We start from the raw sequence: 24,009 nt of genomic DNA on the forward strand, positions 1-24,009 counted from the left end.
TGCAAAAACGTTTTTGCAAGTGTTTAATTAATTAATTTTGTTTAATAATCTGTATCGATTATTTAGGACTAGTCAAAACCTTAGCGACTTTGTATCTTTGTAGCAAATCAAAATAAAATGAACTACACAACACTTCCGAATACCAACATAAAAATCAGTAAAATTTGTTTAGGCACCATGACTTTTGGTAATCAAAATACCGAAGCCGAAGCACATGCTCAATTAGATTATGCTGTTGAACGAGGCATTAATTTTATAGACACAGCAGAAATGTATCCTATTGGCGGAAATGCTCAAATTTTTGGAAGTACAGAAAGACATATTGGTACATGGATTCATAAAATTGGTCAAGCAGAAAGAGAAAAATTAGTAATTGCCACCAAAATTGCTGGTCCAAATCGTGGTATGGAATACATTCGTCAACCCTTAGATTTTTCTAAAAAAAACATCACGGACGCTGTTGAATTGAGTTTAAAAAACCTGCAAACCGATTATATTGATTTGTATCAAATGCATTGGCCAGAACGTGTGATGAATATGTTTGGACAAAGAGGTATTCAAAAAATTGATGAAAACTGGCAGTATTCAATACTTGAAATCTTAAATGTTTTTGACGGTCTAATTAAAGAAGAAAAGATAAAACATATTGGTGTTTCCAATGAAAATCCTTACGGCGTGATGCGGTATTTAATGGAAAGCGAAAAACACAATTTACCTAAAATTGCAACCATTCAAAATCCTTATTCATTACTGAATCGTTTGTATGAAGTAGGCATTTCAGAAATTTGCATGAGAGAAAATGTAGGTTTATTAGCCTATTCCCCTTTAGGTTTTGGATTTTTGACAGGAAAATATTTAGAAGGTTTTCCAGAACAATCTCGAATGAAAACATTTCCTCATTTTACAAGATATACCAATCCAAACTGTTTCAAAGCCACCAAATTGTACAAAGATTTAGCAGAAGCAAACGGAATGACATCAAGTGAAATGGCTTTGGCTTTTGTAAATCAACAACAATTGGTTACTTCAACAATTATTGGAGCTACTTCATTAGAACAATTAAAAACAAATATTGATGCTTTTGATATCGTTTTGTCTGAAGATCTTTTGTCTGAAATTGAAAAAATACACGAATTAATTCCAAATCCGGCTCCTTAAAAAATTAGACTTAAAATATGTATAAAATTATTATAAATTCTATTTTTTAGACTTTGTAATAATTTTATACATATTTTAACGTTTAGTAACTACTATAATATAAGACATTTTTTAAATTTGCGTTCATCAAAAAAATAATATCATGAAATTTTTATCGAAGTACCTTATCTTACTTATTACTATTATTGGGCTAACTACAAGTGCTCAGACACAGTTACAATCATTAGATGCAGAAACAAAGCAGTTTGTTACATGGAATTTAGTAAGAGAAAATTCTTCTGAGCCTATAAATACTGATGGTTCTCAATATTTTGTAGAGGCATTTATGGTTGCTAAATTAAAAGGTTTAGATTCTATCATGTATATGAGATTTAATGCAGCAAAAGACAAAATAGAAATTAAAAAAGGTGAAACATCTTTTTCATTAACTCCAATTGATAGCATAGAGGTTAATTTTCAAGTTACAAATAAAACATACAGATATTTAAAGTATAAATTAGATGAACTAGATAAAAAAGGTTATCTAGTTTGTAATACAAATAACAAAAATGTGAATTTTTATAAAAAGGAAGTAATTACTTATGTTCCTTTAAAAGTTGCAAATAATCCTTACAGTTCAGATATACCAGCTCATTATAGAAAAGATGATGATTTGTATTTTATTGGCTATGATTCAAAAATTATAGAATTTCCAAAAAAGAGTAAAGACTTAATCAATTTATTTCCAGATAAAGAAAATGAAATTAAAAAGCACATTAAAGAAAATAAATTATCTTTGAAAAAAGAGGAAGATATTTTAAATATAGTTTCTTTTCTAGATAAGCTTTAAACTTCTTAAGTATAAAAAAGCAACCCATTTATAATATTATAAATGGGTTGCTTTTTTATAAATTATCTATAACTTTATCTTTTGGATATTTTACTTTGTAACTGATCCTAATTTTTTTGGTTTCATTGGCTGCCAGTTTTAAATCCCAAGTCAAAATCCCAGTTTCTTTATTAACTTTTGCTTTGTCTTTTTCAAGCAGTTCAATAGTAATTTCTTCACTAGTACTTATAGGATATTGATCTTTTAAAATCATTTCTACAGCTTCTTTTTTATTGTTTCTCACTGTGATTTCATAAGTAAAAGTTTGTTCTTTATAAGATGATAAGAATTTTGTTCCTGATTTATCCGCTACTTTTTCTCTTGTAATGTTTATTTTTCTATCTCTTCCCATGGTCAAACGCAAGGTGTCAGCCGTTTGGTTTGGATTGATAAATGTTTTTCCAACATACATGCCTTCAAAAATAATATTGGCTTCTCCAGGCAATAAATTAAATTTAGAATAATCACTAACTTCAGCTAATAAAAAAGCTTCTTTTTCTATTCTTGGTGCAGCATAGTAGCGATAATCTACAGGTATTTTTATTTCTTTCATTGCCACACTATGGGCTTTCCCGTTAGATAAAATATCGTAAGGAACATCAATATCAAAAGAAATGTTTAATTGATTTTCGGTAATACTTGTATAATTAGATACATCCATTTTTGCTTTTTTATCATCTACTTCTTCTTTATTTAGCGAATAACCAGAAACAACAACATTCATCATAGCATTAGAATTATCATACATTTTATAAGCTATTGGATTGCCAAAACGCAACAACCATTGTTGTAATATTGGAATAACATTACTTTGATTAGGATTGCCACTGGATAGTGTTAGTTTTACTTTTTTCCAATCAATTCCTGTATTTTGAGTGATTTTTGCTTTGTACATTAAGTTGATTGGATTGTTAATATTTTCGGCACGCAAATCATAAAAAGGTTGCCATGAAGCACCATTGGTTAAATAATTGATTTCCAAATTGACAATTCCAGCCGAATTATTCATTACTTGAAGCACCAAATTTCCTTGTGAAAAAGCATCTGTGTTTTCTTTTTTGATTTGTAGTTTTTCATTTAACAAGCTAATTCTCTGTTCGAGTTTGTTTTCTTTTTGGTTCAAGAAATTTATAGCTTGACCTAGTTCATTGCGTTTTACTTTATAATAATCGACCAATTTAATAAATTCGGAAACTGCAATTTCAGGTTTTGTTGTAATGGCTAATTCTTTTTTGTCTAAAAGTTTAATCGTTTCTTGATTAGCTGTTTTTTCAATTTGAATTTTTGTTACTTCATTTTGATAGTAAGCCAAACTGTCTTTAATTTTTTTGTGAAGTGGATTCGGTTTTTCAATTTCAACTGCTTCTCTATAATTTTTTACAAATTGAACCGATAATATGGTTACCGAAGACGGAGCACCAATTTGAACCGTACTTTCGTTGACATAATTGGCTACATTTCTAATTACAACTTCGCTTGTGCCGTTTGTTAAAGTAACTGATGCAGTTTGAGTTAATTCAGCCGACGAACTGTAAACAGTGGCGTGTTTTGTTGTTGCAGTTGTAATTACAGGTTTTTGTGCAAATAGAGTAGTGGATACTAATAAAGTTAAAGCGATAAATAGTTTTTTACTAAAAGTAAAAGGTTTTGCATTGAGTTGCTTTTTGTTTAATTTCATGATAATAGATTTTCTCTTTTATAGTAAGAGCCTCTTTTTCATAAAAAGGTTGGGAACAGTATTAAAAAATTTATCAGTATTCAGTTTTTAGTGTTCAGTAAAAAGTAATTGTTATCCAAATAAAACTCCAACTACATCTTCAATTTTAGCTACTAAAACCACTTTAATCTTAGTGTTTTTTAACGCAATTTTATTGTGTTTGGATACTAAAATGGTTGTAAAACCTAATTTTTCAGCTTCTTGAATGCGTTGGTCAATTCTGTTTACAGGACGAATTTCACCAGATAAACCAACTTCACCAGCAAAACAAAATCCGTCTTCAATAGCAATGTCTTCATTGGAAGATAAAATAGCAGCAACCACAGCCAAATCAATAGCTGTGTCATCTACATTAATTCCACCAGTTATGTTTAAAAAAACGTCTTTTGTCCCTAAACGGAAACCCGCTCTTTTTTCTAAAACAGCCAAAATCATGTTTAAACGTTTGGCATTATAACCTGTGGTACTTCTTTGAGGTGTTCCATAAACTGCGGAACTTACTAACGATTGAATTTCAATCATCAAAGGACGCATTCCTTCTAAAGTGCAAGCAATTGCAGTTCCAGAAAGCTGTTCGTCTTTGTGTGAAATTAAAATTTCAGAGGGATTGTCTACTTCGCGTAAGCCACTTCCTAGCATTTCATAAATTCCTAATTCAGCAGTTGACCCAAAACGATTTTTTAACGAACGCAGAATTCTATACACATGATTTCTATCTCCTTCAAATTGAAGAACCGTATCCACCATGTGTTCCAAAATTTTTGGACCAGCAATTGTTCCGTCTTTTGTTATATGTCCAATTAAAATCACAGGAACATTGGATTCTTTGGCGTATTTTATTAGTTCAGCTGTACATTCACGAATTTGAGAAATACTTCCAGCGGAAGATTCAATATAATCTGTATGTAAAGTTTGAATCGAATCAATAATCACAATTTCTGGTTCAATATCCTGAATTTGTTTGAAGATGTTTTGGGTTTTCGTTTCCGTTAGAACATAGCAGTTATCGCTGTTTGGTGTAATTCTTTCGGCACGCATTTTTATTTGTTTTTGGCTTTCTTCTCCAGAAACGTATAGTGTTTTGTAGGGTAATTTTAATGAAATTTGAAGTAAAAGCGTACTTTTTCCAATTCCTGGTTCACCACCTAATAAAATTAACGATCCAGGCACAATTCCACCACCAAGTACTCTGTTTAATTCGTTGTCCGTAGTATTTAAACGAATTTCTTGAGCGGAGTCAATCTCTTTAATCAATAAAGGTTTTGATGCTTTTGAGGTTGAGCCTGAATCACTTTTCCAAGTTTTTTTTTCTTCTTTTTGAATAATTTCTTCAACAACGGTGTTCCACTGCTTGCAATTATGACATTGACCTTGCCATTTAGAGAAAGGAGTTCCACAATTTTGACAAAAAAAAGATGTTTTTACTTTACTCATCTTTTTTAGTGTTGATATTGGCTCTTTTGAGTTTTAATTCTTCTAATCGTTCTACTAATGAGCTTTTGGTAAAAATATCTATTTCTGCTGAATTATATCCTTTTTCAACTGCTGTAATGGCTTTATTATAATCCCCTATTTTTTCATAATAATTAGATTCAATAAATGCTGGTAGAGTAGTTTTTGGATAACTTTTTTCTGCAATTTTTATTAATTCTTTATATTCTTCGTTTGCTTTATTGTCATTTATAGCTTGCATTGTAGCTAAAATATCAATTAATCTAATTTTCTTATTTAGACCATATAAATCTTGAATTTTTTTGTACTTATCTGTCAGATATTTTACATGACCTGTTGTTAAAGTGTTTAATTCTTTTTGGAAATCATCTTTTGTGATGGGTTGATATCCTTTAAAAATATGATACAAAGCATTTGGTATTGCATTTGGAGCTATCGAATAATGAGATAAGACATCATAAGTTGCATATTGAAAAGATAAGTTTGAAACTTCAAGTTTAGCAACCTCTTCATTGACCATATTGCATGATTCAAATATTCTGTCTAAATCGCCTTCAGAGGAAGCTAAAAAATAACTAATAGGTTTATTGATACTGTTTAATCTTCCCGGTAGTCGGTATTCCATATCAACAGGAAAATCGGGACAAATAGCTATGTAAGCATTAAAAACAGGATTATCTTTATAAAGAAAAAAGTTTAAAAAGCCAGCAGTTAAATCATGTCCAGCAATCGCTTTATAGGGAACAGTTCTGTAATTTTTATCAATAAAGGGAACAACTTCAGCAGCTAAAAATTCGTAAAAATTACCACTACTTTCATTAGGTAATCCTTCATCTGTGGTAGCAGTATCCACAAATCGATCGCCATTTTTTCCCTGATGAATTCCTACTAAAATAGCTTCTGGTAAGTCGTCAAAATAATAGGCATATTGTAAAGTTCCATTGAAAGATTCTAACAAATAGTCGCCATCCAAAATATAAATTACGGGATATTTTTTATCTTTATCAGAATCATATGAAGGAGGAGTAATTATAGATATTTGTCTGTTTTTTCTTAATTTCTGAGACTCTATGTATTCAGTTTTTGTTTGTGAAAAACCAATAAGACTTGATAATAACGTAAGTAAAAATATTAATTTTTTCATTAACTGATCTTTTAAGAATTGATGCAATTTAATAATTTATTTATCTTTTTTGTTCAAATACAGTAACAAATAGGATGAAAAACCTAAAAACAAGGTAAGTAGGGTTTGCGATGTCCAAATGATCCATCCTAAAGCAGCACCTGCACCTTTACTAATTCCATACAATAACAATACCGTTTGTATTGCAATTGGAAACGCTCCAATGCCACCATTGGTAAATCCGATGGCTACACTTCCAAAAATGAATCCCATGATTACCACTCCGAAAGTAATGTCAGAGGTTTCAGGAATTGTAAAAATACAGACGTAAAACATCATTAGGTAACAAAACCAAATGAAGAAAGATAGAAAAAGGTATTTCCAGCGTTCTTTCATTACTAAAATGCTGGTCATTCCTTCAATTAAACCACCGAATTTTAATTTTATTAAACTTACTATTTTCCAATTTGATTTGAACCAAATCCATAAAAAAATTATAAAACCTACTACTAAAACACCAAAAATGATTAGTAATTTGTTAGGAGAAATATTTGAAAAAATAAAATCTTTAATCGTATTAAATTGAAGTACAAAAGCAATAAAAATAAAGAGTAAAAAAATGATTAAATCCACAACCCTTTCAGCGACAATTGTTCCAAAACCTTTATCAAAAGGCACCTTTTCAGTCTTTTTTAAAATAATCGCTCTTGTAACTTCACCAGATCTGGGAATGGTTAAATTTACCATGTAAGAGATGCAAACGGCATAAAAATTATTTTTAAAATCGGTAGCATATCCCATGTGATTTAGACTGTATTTCCATCGATAAGCTCGTGCCCAATATCCTAAAATTGAAAATACAAAAGACAACAGTACATAATTGTAGTTTGCATTTTGAAAATACAATTTTATGTTTTCTAACTGTTCATTAGTAAGATTGGTGTATTGGTAATAAATTAGACCAATACCAATTAATAAAGGTATCGATAAATTGATTATTTTTTTTAATGAAAGAGTCAAAATTTAAGTTAATAAATTGGTTTTTTCATTAGGGAATACCAAAGCAGGTTTAAAAGTTTTTGCTTCTTCTGTCTCCATAATTCCATAAGCAATTACGATTATAACGTCTCCTTTTTGCACTCTTCGCGCAGCAGGACCATTTAAAGTAATTTCTCCAGAATTTTTTGGTCCTTTGATGGTGTAAGTTTCAAATCGTTCTCCATTATTAATGTTTACAATTTGAACTTTTTCTCCTTCAATTAAATTGGCAGCTTCTAATAAATCTTCATCAATAGTTATACTACCAATATAATTTAAATCAGCTCCTGTCACAGTTACTCTGTGTATTTTAGATTTTACAACGTGTATTAGCATTTGGCAAAAATAATTAATTTAATGAAATATTGTCTATTAATCTAATGTTATCAATAAAAACAGCTATAAAAGCTCTGTATTTCTTTTGTTTAGATTTTCTCAAACATCCTTTTAAAGTTTCAATATCTGCAATTTCAAAATATTCTAAGGTGATTAATGAGTCTTTTTTTAGTTCTTTTTCAACCCATTTTGTTATTTCACTAGCACTTTTTGTGCCAAACATTATTTTAGTTTGTTTCAAAATTTTATAAATTAGTGCAGCATGGTTTCTACTCAAAACGGAGAGTCTTTCATTTCTTGAACTCATTGCCAAACCGTTTTCTTCTCTGTAAATGTCACAACCAATAATAGACACTGATAAATTATTTTTTTGAACCAGTTTTTTTACTATTTGCAGTTGTTGAAAATCTTTTTCTCCAAAATAGGCATTGTTGGGTTTAACTATTTCAAAAAGTTTTTTTACTATGGTTCCAACACCATCAAAATGACCTGGTCTATGTTTTCCTTCCATTTCGTTTTCAATTCCATCGTAATCATAGTGAGTTGAATTAGTTTTTCCTTCATAAATATCATCAACACTTGGTGCAAAAATGATGCAGTTTTTAAACTTTGAAGTAATTTTTTCAACATCAGAATCCAAAGTTCTTGGATATTTTTCTAAATCTTCAGAATTATTAAATTGAGTTGGATTAACAAAAATACTTATTATGGTATAATCATTGTGGGTATAAGATTTTTCTATTAAAGATAGATGACCATTATGCAATGCGCCCATAGTTGGTACAAATCCAAGGGTTTTTTTTTGGCTCCAAAAAACAGATAAATGTTCTGTAAGTAGTGCTTTTTCTTTGAAAACAATCATTCAAAATAGTATTTTATTGACTGCAAACTTACTATTTTAGTACATAAATACATAAAATTTTGTAAATTTGCAGGCATATTAATTTAAATAACAACTAATTGCCATTATGAACGATAAAAGGATATTGTATGTTTCATCAGAAGTTGTTCCGTATCTAGCGGAAAATGAGGTGTCTGTTCAATCATATGAATTGCCTAAGATGATAAATGATTTAGGTGGACAAATTAGGATTTTTATGCCTAGATATGGAAATATTAACGAAAGAAGACATCAATTGCATGAAGTTATTCGTTTATCTGGGATGAATTTAGTGGTCAATGATGTAGATATGCCTTTGATTATAAAAGTGGCGTCAATTCCAAAAGAACGTATTCAAGTTTATTTTATTGATAATGATGAATATTTTAAACGTAAAGCAACTTTTTCAGATGAAGATGGTGTTTTATATCCTGACAACGATGAAAGAGCAATATTTTTTGCAAAAGGAGTCGTAGAGACGGTTAAAAAATTAAATTGGGTACCAGACATCATTCATGTGCATGGTTGGATGGCTTCTTTATTGCCGGTTTATTTAAAACATTATTACAAAAATGAGGGTATATTTAATGATACCAAAATTGTAACTTCCATATACAATCAATCATTTGAAGGCGAATTAGACTCAAAATTAATTGATAAAATGATTTTTGATGAAATACCTAAAGACGATATTTTGAGCATCGAAAATCCAAATTATGAAAACTTAATGAAAATTGCAATTGATCATTCAGATGCAGTTGTTGTGGCCTCAAAAGAGTTGTCACCAAGTTTAACAAAATTTATAGAAAGTTCAGAAAAACCTTTTTTACCTTTCGCCACTAAAGAGAGTTTTACAGAAGTTTATACTGACTTCTACAAAAACAAGGTTTTAAAATAAAATATATGAATACATTTTTTAGAGTTTTTGCAATTGTTTTTGCAATTTCAATTGTTTCTTGTGATAAAGATTACAATACCATTGGATCTGACGTAATAGGAGATGAACATTTTATTTTTGATAAATATGAAGTTCAAAACTTGGACTCCTATATAAAAGCTGCTAATGCTGTTCAAAGTAATAATTTGCCAATTAATGCCTTAGGTATATATAATAATCCAGTTTTTGGCACTACTAAAGCTCACATTGTTACCCAATTAGAATTAGTAAATATAAACCCAAGTTTAGGTATTGAACCTGAGATTACAGCAAACGATTCGGTTTACATTTATATTCCTTTTTACAGTACAATAAACGAAACTTATGTAGACGGAAACAGAACTTTTGTTATAGATTCAGTTTATGGTGATTTAACCAAAAATTTTAAATTAAATGTTTATGAGAATAAATATTATTTAAACGATTTGGATCCTAATGATAATTTTGAAACTGCTCAAAAGTATTACAGCGATTTCAAGCCGGTTATTGATAATGTAAGAGATAATACTCCGTTATGCGCAATTTCTCCATTTAAATTTAGCAGCGAAGAAATAAGAATCTACAAAACAAATGCAAACAATGAATTTGTAAATAGCACAGGTGCAGTAACAACTGACCCTGAACAATATGTTGTTAAAGAGAGAAAAACTCCCGGATTATGGCTGAATCTTGATAAAGCAAAAATTCAACAAAGAATAATTGATGCCGTTCAAGATGGAAAATTGGTAAACAATAATACATTCAAACAACATTTTAGAGGTTTGCTTTTTGAGGTGGAAGAAATTCAAGCTAACGAAGGTGCTATAGCAATGTTAGATTTGAATAATGCAGAAATTGTTGTTCAATATAGTTCTTTTGATCTTGATTCTGATGGTGTACAAGAAACTATGAAGTCCAAAAAGGCTATGAATCTAAGAATGGGATATTCTAATTCTGGAGCTAATAAAAGTAATTCTATAAATTTATTTGAGTTTTCTAATATTAATTCGGATTACTCAACAGCATTAAGTGGTGGATTAAATCCAGAAAAATTATATCTAAAAGGTGGAGCAAATGGAACTATTGCCTATCTTGATTTGTTCACAGGCCCAGATGTTTATGGATATGAAAATGGAGTTCAAATTCCTGGATTAAATGGAATTCCAGATGAATTAGATGATTTAAGAGAATATAATTGGTTAATTAATGATGCAATATTGTCTTTTTATGTAGACCAAACTAAAATGTCTGTTGATGGAATTATTGAGCCTATAAGAATTGCTCTTTTTGATGCTAAAAATAATACTGTTTTAACGGATTATGTTACTGATCCAACAACATTTGCAAATACAAAGTATAACAAGTTAATTCATGGAGGAATAATTGAAACAGATGATAATGGCAAAGGGGTTTCTTACAAGATTAGAATTACTGAACACATAAAACGATTATTAGCCAATGAGGATGATTTTGAAAACGTTAGACTAGGATTGGTTGTAACAGAAAATATTAATATCGTAACCTTTAATTTTTTAGAAAACCCATTCTTTATTGGTTCCGATGAAATAAAAAGAATACCTCAAGGGGCAGTAATTAATCCTATTGGTACTGTATTACACGGAACTGGAACTACAGATATTACAAAAAAATTAAAACTTCAGATTTATTATACAGAACCTAATTAATATTTATTTATGTGTGGAATTGTAGGTTACATTGGACATAGAGAAGCTTATCCGATTATCATAAAAGGATTAAAGCGATTAGAATATAGAGGATATGATAGTGCAGGTTTAGTCTTATATGAGGGAACTGACTTAAAAATGTCCAAAACCAAAGGTAAAGTTTCTGATTTAGAAGCAAAAGCGGAACAAGAAGGAACAACTATTGGTACTATTGGAATGGGACATACGCGTTGGGCAACTCATGGAGTTCCAAATGATGTAAATTCACATCCACATTTTTCAAACTCTGGAAAATTAGTAATTATTCATAATGGAATCATTGAAAATTATGAGCCATTAAAAATTGAATTAATTAAAAGAGGTTATACTTTTAAATCAGATACCGATACAGAAGTATTAATCAATTTAATTGAAGAGGTTAAGAAAAATGAAAATTGCAAATTAGGAAAAGCAGTACAAATAGCCTTAAATCAAGTAGTTGGTGCATATGCTATTGCAGTTATTGATCAAGAAAAACCAAATGAAATAGTCGTAGCTCGTTTAGGAAGTCCATTGGCTTTAGGAATAGGGGAGAACGAATATTTCATTGCGTCAGATGCTTCTCCATTTATTGAATATACTTCAAACGCTATTTATTTAGAAGATGAAGAAATGGCCATTGTTCGTCTTCACAAACCAATTAAGGTTCGTAAAATTAAAGATGATTCTTTAGTTGATCCATACATTCAAGAACTTCAAATGAATTTGGAGCAAATTGAAAAAGGCGGTTATGATCACTTCATGATGAAAGAGATTTACGAACAGCCTAGTGTTATAAAAGATACTTACAGAGGAAGACTTCATGCTAATAAAGGAATAATCCGAATGGCTGGAGTTGAAGATAATCTTGAAAAATTCACTAACGCAAAAAGAATATTAATCATAGCTTGTGGAACATCTTGGCATGCTGGATTAGTAGCAGAATATATTATTGAAGAATTTGCAAGAATTCCTGTTGAAGTAGAATACGCATCAGAGTTTAGATACAGAAACCCAATCATAAATAAAGATGATGTTGTAATTGCAATTTCTCAATCAGGTGAAACCGCAGATACTTTAGCCGCTATCAAACTAGCAAAAGAAAACGGAGCATTTGTATTTGGTGTTTGTAATGTTGTAGGTTCATCTATTTCTAGAGAATCTCATGCAGGTGCTTATACACATGCTGGACCAGAAATTGGAGTTGCTTCTACAAAAGCATTCACAACGCAAATTACTGTACTAACAATGTTAGCATTGCGTTTAGCTAAGGCAAAAGGAACGATGAATAATTCTGATTATCAAAGATATTTATTAGAATTAGAATTAATTCCAGAAAAAGTTGAAGAAGCACTTCAAACTAATGAAGTGGCAAAGCAAATTGCAGCAATTTATAAAGACTCACCTAATTGTTTGTATTTAGGAAGAGGTTATAATTTCCCTGTAGCATTAGAAGGAGCTTTAAAATTAAAAGAAATTTCATACATACATGCAGAAGGATATCCAGCTGCAGAAATGAAACACGGTCCAATTGCGTTAATTGATGAATCAATGCCTGTTGTTGTAATAGCTCCAAATAAAGGACATTACGATAAAGTGGTAAGTAACATTCAGGAAATTAAATCAAGAAGTGGAAAAATCATTGCAGTTGTTACTAAAGGAGATACACAAGTTAAATCTTTAGCAGATCATGTTATTGAAATACCAGAAGCAACGGAAGCCTTAACACCTTTGTTAACCACAATTCCATTACAATTATTATCTTATCACATCGCAGTTATGAGAGGTTGTAATGTGGATCAACCAAGGAATTTAGCAAAATCTGTGACTGTAGAATAACAAAAACAAAGCGAAATTGAAAGATTTCGCTTTTTTATTGCAAAAAATTCAAAAAATATATTGCAAAATTGTTTTGAAAAAAACTATCTTTGCACACGGAAAAAAGTTGTTTTTTTCAACATTAAATAGCTATTAAATAAATACATAAGTAATGTCTAAAGTTACAGGAAAAGTTTCAAAAATCATCGGACCAGTTGTAGACGTAGTTTTCAACCAAGAAGGAGCCGAACTTCCAAAAATTTATGATTCATTAGAAATCACTAAAAAAGATGGTACATTATTAGTACTTGAAGTACAATCTCACATTGGAGAAAATACAGTTCGTACGATCTCTATGGATTCAACAGATGGTTTAGCAAGAGGAGTTGATGTAGTTGCTACTGGTGCTCCAATTCAAATGCCAATTGGTGAAGAAGTTTTTGGACGATTATTTAACGTAATTGGTGATGCCATTGACGGTTTAGGTGATTTGCCAAAAGCTGGAGTTAGCGGTTTACCAATTCACAGAAGTGCTCCTAAATTTGAAGATTTATCAACTGCTACTGAAGTATTATTTACAGGAATTAAAGTAATTGACCTTATTGAGCCTTATGCAAAAGGAGGAAAAATTGGATTATTTGGTGGAGCAGGTGTTGGTAAAACAGTATTGATCCAAGAATTAATTAACAACATCGCAAAAGGACACGGTGGACTTTCAGTGTTTGCTGGAGTAGGTGAAAGAACTCGTGAAGGAAATGACCTTTTAAGAGAGATGTTAGAATCAGGAATTATCAAATACGGTGATGATTTCATGCACTCAATGGAAGATGGTGGATGGGATTTATCTAAAGTAGATAAAAATATCATGAAAGATTCGAAAGCTACTTTCGTATTCGGACAAATGAATGAACCACCTGGTGCTCGTGCTCGTGTGGCATTATCAGGATTAACTATTGCTGAATATTTCCGTGATGGAGCAGGAGATGGACAAGGAAAAGACGTACTTTTCTTCGTTGATAATATCTTCCGTTTTACACAAGCAGGTTCAGAGGTTTCGGCTCTTCTAGGTCGTATGCCTTCTGCGGTAGGTTACCAACCAACTTTAGCAACAGAAATGGGTGTGATGCAAGAACGTATTACATCAACAAAAACAGGTTCTATTACCTCTGTACAAGCGGTTTACGTTCCTGCGGATGACTTAACGGACCCAGCACCAGCAACAACGTTTGCTCACTTAGATGCTACAACAGTATTATCTCGTAAAATTGCTGAATTAGGTATTTATCCAGCGGTTGATCCGTTAGATTCTACTTCTAGAATTTTAACTCCAGAAATCTTAGGAAAAGATCATTATGCTTGTGCTCAAAGAGTAAAAGAAATATTACAGCGTTACAAAGAATTACAAGATATTATTGCCATTTTAGGTATGGAAGAATTATCTGAAGAGGATAAATTAGTTGTAGGTAGAGCAAGACGTGTACAACGTTTCTTATCTCAACCATTCCACGTAGCTGAGCAATTTACAGGTATCCCAGGAGTTTTAGTAGATATCAAAGAAACTATCAAAGGATTTAACATGATTATGGACGGTGAATTAGATCACTTACCAGAATCTGCTTTCAACCTTAAAGGTACTATCGAAGAAGCTATCGAAGCTGGAGAAAGAATGTTAGCAGAAGCATAAATCAGTTAGTAGTTAGCAGTTGGCAGTATTAAGTTAGTGCTAATTACTAATCACTAATTACTAATCACTAAAAATATGATTTTAGAAATAGTATCACCAGAAGCTACATTATTTAAAGGAGAAGTTACTTCAGTAGCTTTGCCGGGTGTTAATGGTGAGTTTCAAATGTTGAATAATCACGCACCAATTGTTTCTTTATTGACAAAAGGTAATGTTAAAATTAATGCTCCAAAAATCACTATTGAAAAAGAATTTGTTTCTAAATTCAATAAAGTTAACGAGCAAACATTTTGGTTACCAATCAGCTCAGGAACAATCGAAATGAATGAAAATAAAGTTATTGTTTTAGCTGACTAAGACAACAAACATATTCTAAAAAAAAAGCCAAACGTTATTGTTTGGCTTTTTTATTTATATATAATTAGTATGTTCTTTATTCTTTTACATACTCCAGAATATCAGCAGGTTGACATTCTAATTCATCACAAATACTCTCTAAAGTAGAAAACCGAATGGCTTTTGCTTTACCTGTTTTTAAGATGGACAAATTCGCAACAGTAATTCCAACTTTCTCTGCCAATTCGTTACTTTTCATCTTACGTTTGGCTAACATTACATCTAAGTTTACAATAATTGGCATAGTTATATCGTTAATTCGTTTTCTTCTTTCTGTGTTTTTGCAATAGTAAAAACTTCACTTAAAACCATAAAAAATAGTCCCAAGCAAAAAAGCATTACATAGGAATTCAATCCCATTTCAAAACTTGCTTCTTTCCTTATTAGTTTTACAATAAATGCTGGAACTCCAGAGAAAATCGCAGAAATTAGTAATAAGATTCCAATTGTATTTAAATTTTTGATTACTTCTAAATCAAATATTTTATGTTTTTGAAAAGCTCTTAAAATTTTTCTGAATAAAAAAAGACAGTATAAAATTAACAGAGCCGCAAGTGTAATAAAAAGTAATAGAATTTTTGTTTGTAAATCGATGACTTCTACCTCAACACCATTTAAAGTAATTGGAATGCCAATGGGTTCATCGCTAATTAATACATAACCGAAGAATATAAGTAAAGCTGGAATTGTTATAAATGACATAATCCACACAAAGTCTACAATTGCTTTTAAAATATTTAGTTTTCTCATATAATTATATTGTTAATTCGTTTTCAGTTTGAAAATTTATACCAAGTTTAACAATATCATTTACAGCAAATAATAATAGTGCTAAAATTATTTCTAAAAAATAAAAAGATAAGGATTGGATTAAAAAATCTTTATCATAAAAATCTCTATCAATCAAATATAAGCAAGTATGACAAAATGCTGAAATAATTAATAAAACAGCACTATAATTAAAATAATGTTTAGGTTGAATTGTGAATTTTTTGCTTTTATAAACTTTATAAACTGCTTGTTGCATAAAAAACAATCCTAAAAAGAAAACCATGTGACTTATAAAAAATAACCAAAATTTGCTGTTACCAAAATTACTTTTTGTTTGATAAAGCAATTCACCCGAGAATCCAAGGGAATGAAAGTTAATGATATTTCCAAACATTCCAACAATTGATAATGCTATTAAGATTATCAAAAACCAATTCAACAGTTTTAATTTTTTCATATATAATGAATTTAAAATTATTTCGACAAATATATAAAAATTATTGAATAACAATAAAAAAACATCAAAAAAGAATAAAAAAAATTATTTTTTGCTAACTAAATTATAAGAAAACTTCAACTTTTTCACTACAATTTCAATTTCTTCTTCATTCAAATGGCCAAAACCAAATCGAATAGCACAAGTATTCTTATCTTGATAAAGAATAGTTTTAGGAAGTAATAAATCATTTCTTTCAGCTACTTCAGCTAATTTTACTAATGAAAGTTTAGGTTCAAATTGCAACCAAATTGCCAATCCACCTGAAGGTTTTGTCCATTGCACTTTATCTTTGAAATATTGAGTAAGCATTTCACACAAGAAATCACGTCTTTGTTTATACTGAATGGTGTTCTTCTTAATTAAACGATGAATTTCTCCTTCATAAATCAATTCAGACAACATTTGTTCCTGCACAACATCACCTTGTCGGTCTAACATTTTCAAATAATTCTTGGCTTCAACAATCAAATTATAAGGAGCTACAACAAACCCAGTTTGAAAACTTGGAAACAATGATTGCCCCAATTTTCCCAAATAAATCACATTTCCATTAGCATCTGAACTTGCCATGGGTAACATTGCTGAACCTTCAAACTGAAAATCATAATCATAATCATCTTCAATAATAGCAAACTCATATTCCTTAGCTAATTTCAACAATTCCAATCTTCGTTCAGCACTTAATGTATGAGTAGTTGGATAATGTCTATTGGAACAAACATACACACAACGAATGGATTTTTTAATAAAATGTTTTCGAATAAATTCTACATCTAAACCATTATCATCAATAGGTATGGTATGAATAGCAGCACCAACTTGTTGAAAAATCATATTCGCAGCATAATTACTCAAATTTCCAACCAACACAATATCATTTGGTTGCAATAGAAGTTGTGATACAATGTATAAACTCATTTCTGTACTTCTTGTGCTAATTAAATTTTTAGGTTTAATGTGAAAGCCACGAGTTGCATTTAAATAATTGCACAATTGATTTTCATAAACAGAATGAGTATTATTGGTTGTTTCATTCCATTTTGAAATTAATGTTTTCCGCTTCATGGAAGCACTGTACCATTTTGAAAATTGATAAATTGGATGCAATCTCAAATCGGGCTGACCATCATTTAGGGCAAATTTTGTTTGTTGCGATTGAAAAGTTGTAGCTAAATGAAAAGAAGGTTTAAAATCAAAACCCGTAGTTTTAGCATATGCATCTTCTTGATTTTTTGGATATGAGAGTGCTTTTATCTTTGCCGTTTGTTGTTCAGGAACTATAATAAAAGTACCTTTATTGGGAATAATTTCAACCCAACCTTGCGAAGCCAATTCATCATAAACAGCAACAACTGTATTTCTATGAATGTTTAAAAGTTGACTCAAAGTTCGACTTCCAGGCAAAGCTGTTCCTTTAGTCAAATAGCCGCGTTGAATGGCATCACTAATTTGTTGTGCAATTTGAATAAAAACAGCATTGGAACTATTTTTTTCAAAATGAATTAACTGTTTTAACAGCTCATTAACCGGACTATTCATAATTTAATTACTGGACTATATTACTCGTCCGGAAAGTTACGAATTTTGCAACGTTTTAAAGAAATAAATTAAAATCATGAATAATAAAATTATATTATTTTCAGTACTGGTGTTATCTTTTATTGGAAATGCTCAAGAAACACAACAAAAAACAGATTCAATTAAAGAAATAGTTGTTACTTCCTCAAGAATCGATTTACCTTTCAATAAAAATTCAAGAACTATTCAAATTGTTACAGCTCAAGATATAAAAAAATTGGGAGTTAACAATGTAGCAGATGCACTTCAACAAGTTGCAGGAATAGATGTAAGAAGACAAGGCGTCAACGGAATGCAAGCCGATTTATACATTAGAGGTGGAGGCTTTGATCAAACTTTATTATTAATCGACGGAATAAAAGTAGATGATCCACAAACAGGACATCATACACTAAATTTGGCTTTACCAATTGAAGTTATTCAGAGAATTGAGATTATAAAAGGTCCAGCAGCACGAATTTTTGGTCAAAATGCATTTTCAGGAGCCGTAAATATTGTAACTAAAAATGTACCAGAAGATAATTTGGTTACAAGATTACAAGCAGGTTCTTACGGTCAATTTTTGGCTGAAGCTACAGGTTCAATCAATTTGGACAACAGCAGTCATTTGGTTCATTTTAGTAAGAACTTTTCAAACGGTTATAGAGAAAATACCGATTTTGACAACCAAAATTTGTTTGTTAAAAGTCAATTCAATAAAAATCAACTTCCAATTAACTTTATTGCCAGTCTTTCAGAAAGAAAATTCGGAGCCAACGGTTTTTATGGTATTCCAACAGCTACACAACAATATGAAGAAACTCAAGCCAGTTTAGTAGGATTTTCGACAGTAATTAAAAATAATAATTTCACATGGAAACCAAGAGTTTATTGGAGAAGGAATGAAGATGAATATTTATTTATTAGAAATAATCCTTCAGCATACAGAAATTTACACATTACCAACAAAGTGGCTGCTGAACTAAACGCATCTTACAGTTCAAGTATAGGAACAACTGGTTTTGGTGTAGAATTCTCTAAATATTACATAGAAAGTAATCGTTTAGGAGATAATCAAAGAGAAATTGCAACGTTATTTTTAGAACATCGTTTTCAGTTTTTAGATAATAAATTGGATGTTACACCAGGATTAGCAGCTTCTTATTTTTCAGATTTTGACAATAAATTATTTCCTGGAATTGATTTAGGATTTCAACTTAAAGAAGGGTTGCGAATTTATGGAAATGTAGGATATACTTATCGTGTTCCAACTTACACTGATTTATTTTATATTGGACCACAAGCTACAGGAAATCCGAACTTACAACCTGAAGAGGCTTTAGCCCAAGAAGTAGGAATAAGATGGAATACCAACCGTATTAATTTTTCAATTGCAGGTTTCAACCGAGATTCAAACGACTTAATAGACTATGTAAGATTGAACGCTACAGATGTTGCTTTTACACCTCAAAACATTCAAGATGTAAATACAAAAGGTTTTGAATCTCAGTTGGACTACAAATTTACAGTTAACAATTTAGATCAAAAAATTAGTTTAGGATATACCTTTATTGAAGATGAAATTAAAAGATCAACAGCAGTTGAATCCAGATATTCTATTAATTCATTGAAGCACCAATTGGTAGGAACGTATCAAATGCAATGGTTTAAAAACTTTACAAATTCAATAGCGTATCGTTATTTGGAAAGAACTTCGGGCATAAGTTATAATGTAGTAGATTTGAGTGCTGTTTACGCCTTAAATGCCATGGAATTTTCAATTTATGCCAATAATATATTCAATACCGAATATTCTGAAACCAGTTTAATCCCAATGCCAAAAGGAAATCTTATCTTTGGACTAAAATATAATTTTAGATAATGGATTCGATAGTAACATATAAAAAAGAAATCCCGATGGCTAAAAGAGTTTTCGGGCTTTCTTTTGCCTTTTTAGGTCTTTTTATGTTTTTAAGTTCGGGAAACGTAATCACTCTTATTTTTGTTGTAATAGGTTTTGGATTAAACGTAGTTGAAGGTTCGGATATTAATTTATCAAACAAAACATTCAGGACATTTAACGCACTTTTAGGAATTAAAGTTGGTTCGTGGAAACCCATTCCTGATTTTGAATATATTTCTGTATTTAAAACCAAGGAAAGTCAAACCGTAAGAGCTGTTAGTGCAGAAACTACACAAAAGTATGATGTAATTTTAGTCAATTTATTTTACAACCGAAACAAACACATTACGTTTTATAAAACCAATGATAAAAAAGCTGCTTTTGAGGTAGCCCAACATTTTAAAGAAGTTTTAGGAATTGATATTTTAGATGCAACAGCGACAGAAAAAAAATGGTTGTAAAGCAAAGATTTTTCTTATTTCCTAGTAACAAACAACAACTTACAACTTCTCCAATTCTTTCACTTTCTCGTAAATCAAATCATTTTCCCAGCCTTTTCTGATGAAATAATCACAAAATTTTTTACGTTTTTTCATCAAGTTGTTTTCCGATAGAGCTTCCCAATGTTTTTGAGCTAAATCCTCAAAGGTTTCAAGGTAAGTATTATCATCAATTTCTTTTAAAGCAATTTTAATTATTGTAGGAGAAATGTTTCTGATTTTTAATTCATTTATAATTCTGTTTTTTCCCCATTTCTTATAATTGTGTTTTCCTCTTGTAAAACTTTGAGCAAAACGTTCTTCATTTAAATAATTATTGTCTATTAAAAAAACCATAAGTTGTTCTTTTTCGTAAGTACTCAAAGAAAAAGTATATAGTTTTTGATAAACCTCTGAATGACAACGGTCTTGATACGCACAATAGTGTTCAATTTTGGATCTAATTTCGTTAAATGTTAAGCTGTCTGAACTCTTTTTTTTAGAAAAACTCATTTTTTTTAAACTAAGCATTGTTGATAAGTTGTACATTTTATAGCCCTAAAATTCTAAACTACCATGAATCATTAGATTCCTTTGGTAAAACTACCCTATTTATAATAAAAATATAAATTAATATGAGAAATTTTTTACTTCTTTTAGCGTTCGTATGTTTTTTTATGACGTGTTCTTTTTCGCAGACCAATTATTTTTGGAGAGCGGAAGCTATTAATGGAAATTGGAATGATACTAATAACTGGTGGAATGGAACAAATGCTGTAACCGCTGGTTTTGGAGTACTTCAATTCGACAATAATAATCAACTCAATATGACCAACAATTTTGGAGGTACTTTTAATACGCATCAAATTGTATTTCAAGGAACTTCAAATGAAGTGAGAACTATTGGTGGAAACCCAATTAGGCTTTTTGATAATGGGGGGACTGATCCAAGAATTTATAATTATTCTGATGTTACACACATTTTCAATGTTAATATTGATGGTGATAATAACAATCCTTTACGAATATATTTAGAAAGCTCAGGAGTTTTAACTTTTAATAATCCTATTAATAACCAAGGTAGCGATATTCAATTTCGTGGTGCAAGCAATGCTACGGCACGTTTCAACGGAATTATTTCAGGTGGTGGAGATCTACTAATAAGAACCAGTACAATTGTAGCTTTAAATGCAGCCAATACATACACAGGTAACACAGAAGTTGACGAGGGTGAACTTTGGATAGAAGAAAATGGTAGTATAGCAAATGGCAGTAATATCTTTATTGGTGATGCTACAAACGGAACGACTAGAGCGCAACTTACTAAATTCTTTTTAGCAGATGCTGATGGCGGACAAATATTTGCTAATGATATTAATATAAATAGAGGTAACAACACATCAAGATACATAGGTTCTTTGAATACATCAGGTGTAAATGAAATATCTGGCAGAATATTTATAGATAACAATAATAACAACAATATATTTGATATGAATTTTCAAATTGTTGAGCCTAACGCAGTGCTAAAACTTACTGGAGGTATCTATAGATTGGGTAATAATCGAGTAGATTTTGATTTGCTAAAATATGGTCCAGGAAAGCTATCAGTTGAAAATAATATAATAAATTTTAATAGCAGTAACAATAGTTCTATTGATATTAGAGAAGGTGAACTTGAGTTTGAAGCTTTTCCTTCATTTATAAGAAATCGTAATTTTACTATTACAATTGGCAGAGATGGACCAGCTGCTCTTAATATGTTACAAACAAGTAATAATTTTCAAAATCCAATAACTGTTTTAAGTAATGGAGGTACTTTTATTTATAATTCTTCAAACAATAGAGATTACAGCGGTGTCATTACATTAACGGGTAATTTATTATTTAATAATGTAGGTACAAGAGATTTATTTTCTTTAAATAACATTACAGGAGCAGGAAATCTTACTATAAATTCAACAGGTTCTGGTGCTTTAACATTGGAGGATAATGTTTATAGTTTTACAGGTACTACATTTATTCAAACAGGAACTTTAAAATTTAATCCACCAAATGGCGGAGGTGCTGTTTTAACCTACAATTCAAAAATTGATTTGAATGGTGGAGTATTATCTACAGATGGTATTGGTAACAATAACAGAACAATAGTATCTTCTAAAACTTTAAAAGTAACTACTGATTCTACAATTGCATTGGGAACTGCAAATGCTCATTCATTAACTTTTGCGAACAGTAGTGGAGAAACTTGGAGTGGCATTTTAACAATCAATGGTTGGTCTGGTACTGCAGGAGCAGCTGGAGGAGGTACTCTTGGTAAAATCTTTTTTGGTAATTCAAATAATACTTTAACTGCAGCTCAGTTAGATAAGATTAATTTTACAGGTTTTGGTTCAGGAGCATTTATAAAAACTAATGGCGAAATAGTACCAAAAGCAAATTATTATTCTAAAGGGTCATTAGATCCAAGTTTACCATCCAGCTGGGCTAGAAATCCAAACGGAACAGGAGGTAGTCCAGCCAATTTTACAGAAACGTACGCGGTTTATAATGTTCAAAATGGGCATAATATGGTAACAGGAAGTCCTTGGTTTATAAATTCATTTTCTAAAATAATTATTCAAAACGGAGGTACTTTAGAAAGTACTTCATCAGTCAACGTTCAATCAAACGGATTTTTCCAAGTGGATAATGGAGGAACTTACATCCATAACAACACATCAGCATTCGGAGGCACTATTTTCACAGGTACAGAAACTTTTGGAGTTTCAAGTAATTTTATTATTAGAAATACCAATACCACAGGCTTTGACGCATCATTTAATAATGCATATGGACATGTAACTATTAACGCTCCAACTCTTTCAGGCACAGTAAATTTTGCAGGTAACTTAACAACTATTAATGGAGATTTTAACATATTAAATACTAATAATCAAGAAATTAGATTATCAAATAGTGGAGGGACATTAACTGTAGGAGGAAACTTTTTATTAGATGCTGTAGGAAGTACGTTAGTAGTTAAAAACACAACAAATGCTGGAGATCAAAACTTTATTGTAAATGGAAATTTTGAACTTAGAGAAGGTACTTTCCAATTGAACAGTAATACTACAGGAGGAATGGCATTATTACGATTACTTGGAAATCAAATTACTTTAGGTGCAAACGCAACTATATCAGGAAATGCATTTAATGAAGTTGGTTTCTACATTGGAGGAACTGGTATAGTAAATGTTAATATTAACAATCCAATAGCAACAGCCACATTAAGAAATAGATTTTTCTATAATGCAGCTACAGTTACTGCAATTAATGAATCTTATTCAGGTACAGTTGCACAAAACACTGTAAATGGTAGTGCAAATACCCCTTCTTCAGGATATACAGTATGGCCTGTTAGTGGTTCAGTAATCAATAATTTTTCAATCAATAATCCAGCTGGAGTTACTTTGATGGATAATAGAGTTGTTAATGGAAATTTAACGCTTACAAATGGTGTTTTAGATTTAACAACAAATACAATCGACCGAAATACTTCTGGAGGAATTTTAACCTTAGGAAATGCTGGTGGATTAAAAATAAACGGTACTGCAACAACTCCATCAAATTATGTAACGCATAGTATTGATGCAGGCAGCAGTGTAGAATATGCTGGAACAAACCAAGTGATTGCTTCTTTAAATTCGTCTAAAATTATGGGAATTTAAT

Annotated in this window: 21 protein-coding genes; 10 read left to right on the plus strand and 11 right to left on the minus strand. The window is 30.6% G+C overall.

Annotated features, from left to right (window positions below):
* Nucleotides 1-117: 117 nt before the first annotated feature.
* A complete protein-coding gene (locus ACTF56_RS11080) occupies nt 118-1,158 on the plus strand; it encodes an aldo/keto reductase (protein ID WP_438966974.1) in 1,041 nt (346 codons plus the stop codon).
* A gap of 142 nt (nt 1,159-1,300) precedes the next feature.
* A complete protein-coding gene (locus ACTF56_RS11085) occupies nt 1,301-1,987 on the plus strand; it encodes a hypothetical protein (RefSeq protein ID WP_438966975.1) in 687 nt (228 codons plus the stop codon).
* A 55-nt stretch (nt 1,988-2,042) separates the two neighbouring features.
* On the opposite strand, the gene ACTF56_RS11090 is transcribed toward ACTF56_RS11085, so the two are convergent.
* The 6 genes from ACTF56_RS11090 to panC form a co-directional block, all read right to left on the minus strand.
* Nucleotides 2,043-3,704: a DUF4139 domain-containing protein gene (locus ACTF56_RS11090; protein WP_438966976.1), complete on the minus strand. Its 1,662-nt coding sequence runs from the start codon at nt 3,702-3,704 to the stop codon at nt 2,043-2,045.
* A gap of 111 nt (nt 3,705-3,815) precedes the next feature.
* Nucleotides 3,816-5,177 carry a DNA repair protein RadA gene (radA, locus tag ACTF56_RS11095; protein ID WP_438966977.1) on the minus strand — a complete coding sequence of 454 codons (1,362 nt, stop codon included), beginning with the start codon at nt 5,175-5,177 and terminating at the stop codon, nt 3,816-3,818.
* The gene (locus ACTF56_RS11100; protein ID WP_438966978.1) at nt 5,170-6,339 is read right to left on the minus strand and encodes an alpha/beta hydrolase; all 1,170 of its coding nucleotides are present in this window, start codon (nt 6,337-6,339) and stop codon (nt 5,170-5,172) included. The genes radA and ACTF56_RS11100 overlap by 8 nt, the downstream gene beginning before the upstream one ends.
* Before the next feature lie 36 nt (nt 6,340-6,375).
* Nucleotides 6,376-7,338: a lysylphosphatidylglycerol synthase transmembrane domain-containing protein gene (locus tag ACTF56_RS11105; protein ID WP_438966979.1), complete on the minus strand. Its 963-nt coding sequence runs from the start codon at nt 7,336-7,338 to the stop codon at nt 6,376-6,378.
* A gap of 3 nt (nt 7,339-7,341) precedes the next feature.
* Nucleotides 7,342-7,692, minus strand: coding sequence for an aspartate 1-decarboxylase (panD, locus tag ACTF56_RS11110; RefSeq protein WP_438966980.1), 351 nt, complete (start codon nt 7,690-7,692; stop codon nt 7,342-7,344).
* A gap of 13 nt (nt 7,693-7,705) precedes the next feature.
* Entirely contained in the window at nt 7,706-8,554 is an 849-nt protein-coding gene (gene panC, locus ACTF56_RS11115) for a pantoate--beta-alanine ligase (RefSeq protein ID WP_438966981.1), read from the minus strand.
* Nucleotides 8,555-8,660: 106 nt separating this feature from the next.
* Here panC and ACTF56_RS11120 point away from each other — a divergent pair, with 106 nt between their 5' ends.
* The 5 genes from ACTF56_RS11120 (at nt 8,661) to ACTF56_RS11140 (ending at nt 15,050) form a co-directional block, all read left to right on the plus strand.
* Nucleotides 8,661-9,470 (plus strand): glycogen/starch synthase, encoded by an 810-nt coding sequence (locus tag ACTF56_RS11120; protein WP_438966982.1) that lies wholly within the window; start codon nt 8,661-8,663, stop codon nt 9,468-9,470.
* Nucleotides 9,471-9,475: 5 nt separating this feature from the next.
* Nucleotides 9,476-11,173, plus strand: a complete 1,698-nt coding sequence (locus ACTF56_RS11125; protein WP_438966983.1) for a DUF4270 domain-containing protein — start codon at nt 9,476-9,478, stop codon at nt 11,171-11,173.
* Between the two features lie 9 nt (nt 11,174-11,182).
* Nucleotides 11,183-13,030: a glutamine--fructose-6-phosphate transaminase (isomerizing) gene (gene glmS / locus ACTF56_RS11130; protein ID WP_438966984.1), complete on the plus strand. Its 1,848-nt coding sequence runs from the start codon at nt 11,183-11,185 to the stop codon at nt 13,028-13,030.
* Nucleotides 13,031-13,181: 151 nt separating this feature from the next.
* Nucleotides 13,182-14,693 (plus strand): F0F1 ATP synthase subunit beta, encoded by a 1,512-nt coding sequence (atpD, locus tag ACTF56_RS11135; RefSeq protein ID WP_438966985.1) that lies wholly within the window; start codon nt 13,182-13,184, stop codon nt 14,691-14,693.
* A gap of 75 nt (nt 14,694-14,768) precedes the next feature.
* Nucleotides 14,769-15,050 carry a F0F1 ATP synthase subunit epsilon gene (locus ACTF56_RS11140; protein WP_438966986.1) on the plus strand — a complete coding sequence of 94 codons (282 nt, stop codon included), beginning with the start codon at nt 14,769-14,771 and terminating at the stop codon, nt 15,048-15,050.
* Between the two features lie 76 nt (nt 15,051-15,126).
* Here the strand turns inward: ACTF56_RS11140 and ACTF56_RS11145 are convergent, their stop codons facing one another.
* The 4 genes from ACTF56_RS11145 to ACTF56_RS11160 form a co-directional block, all read right to left on the minus strand.
* Complete coding sequence (locus ACTF56_RS11145) at nt 15,127-15,333, minus strand: helix-turn-helix domain-containing protein (RefSeq protein WP_438966987.1); 207 nt, start codon at nt 15,331-15,333, stop codon at nt 15,127-15,129.
* A gap of 2 nt (nt 15,334-15,335) precedes the next feature.
* Entirely contained in the window at nt 15,336-15,839 is a 504-nt protein-coding gene (locus tag ACTF56_RS11150; protein ID WP_438966988.1) for a DUF2975 domain-containing protein, read from the minus strand.
* Between the two features lie 4 nt (nt 15,840-15,843).
* Entirely contained in the window at nt 15,844-16,317 is a 474-nt protein-coding gene (locus ACTF56_RS11155) for a hypothetical protein (RefSeq protein WP_438966989.1), read from the minus strand.
* Nucleotides 16,318-16,401: 84 nt separating this feature from the next.
* Nucleotides 16,402-17,898 carry a PLP-dependent aminotransferase family protein gene (locus ACTF56_RS11160; protein WP_438966990.1) on the minus strand — a complete coding sequence of 499 codons (1,497 nt, stop codon included), beginning with the start codon at nt 17,896-17,898 and terminating at the stop codon, nt 16,402-16,404.
* A gap of 76 nt (nt 17,899-17,974) precedes the next feature.
* On the opposite strand from ACTF56_RS11160, the gene ACTF56_RS11165 reads away from it, so the two are divergent.
* On the plus strand, nt 17,975-19,798 hold the full coding sequence (locus tag ACTF56_RS11165; protein WP_438966991.1) for a TonB-dependent receptor plug domain-containing protein: 1,824 nt from the start codon (nt 17,975-17,977) through the stop codon (nt 19,796-19,798).
* Nucleotides 19,798-20,280 (plus strand): hypothetical protein, encoded by a 483-nt coding sequence (locus ACTF56_RS11170; protein WP_438966992.1) that lies wholly within the window; start codon nt 19,798-19,800, stop codon nt 20,278-20,280. The genes ACTF56_RS11165 and ACTF56_RS11170 overlap by 1 nt, the downstream gene beginning before the upstream one ends.
* 39 nt (nt 20,281-20,319) lie before the next feature.
* On the opposite strand, the gene ACTF56_RS11175 is transcribed toward ACTF56_RS11170, so the two are convergent.
* A complete protein-coding gene (locus tag ACTF56_RS11175) occupies nt 20,320-20,811 on the minus strand; it encodes a regulatory protein RecX (RefSeq protein ID WP_438966993.1) in 492 nt (163 codons plus the stop codon).
* Nucleotides 20,812-20,975: 164 nt separating this feature from the next.
* On the opposite strand from ACTF56_RS11175, the gene ACTF56_RS11180 reads away from it, so the two are divergent.
* Nucleotides 20,976-24,008: a beta strand repeat-containing protein gene (locus tag ACTF56_RS11180; protein WP_438966994.1), complete on the plus strand. Its 3,033-nt coding sequence runs from the start codon at nt 20,976-20,978 to the stop codon at nt 24,006-24,008.
* The last annotated feature ends 1 nt before the right edge of the window (nt 24,009 follow it).

This window comes from Flavobacterium sp., from assembly GCF_965657075.1.
Taxonomy (GTDB): domain Bacteria; phylum Bacteroidota; class Bacteroidia; order Flavobacteriales; family Flavobacteriaceae; genus Flavobacterium.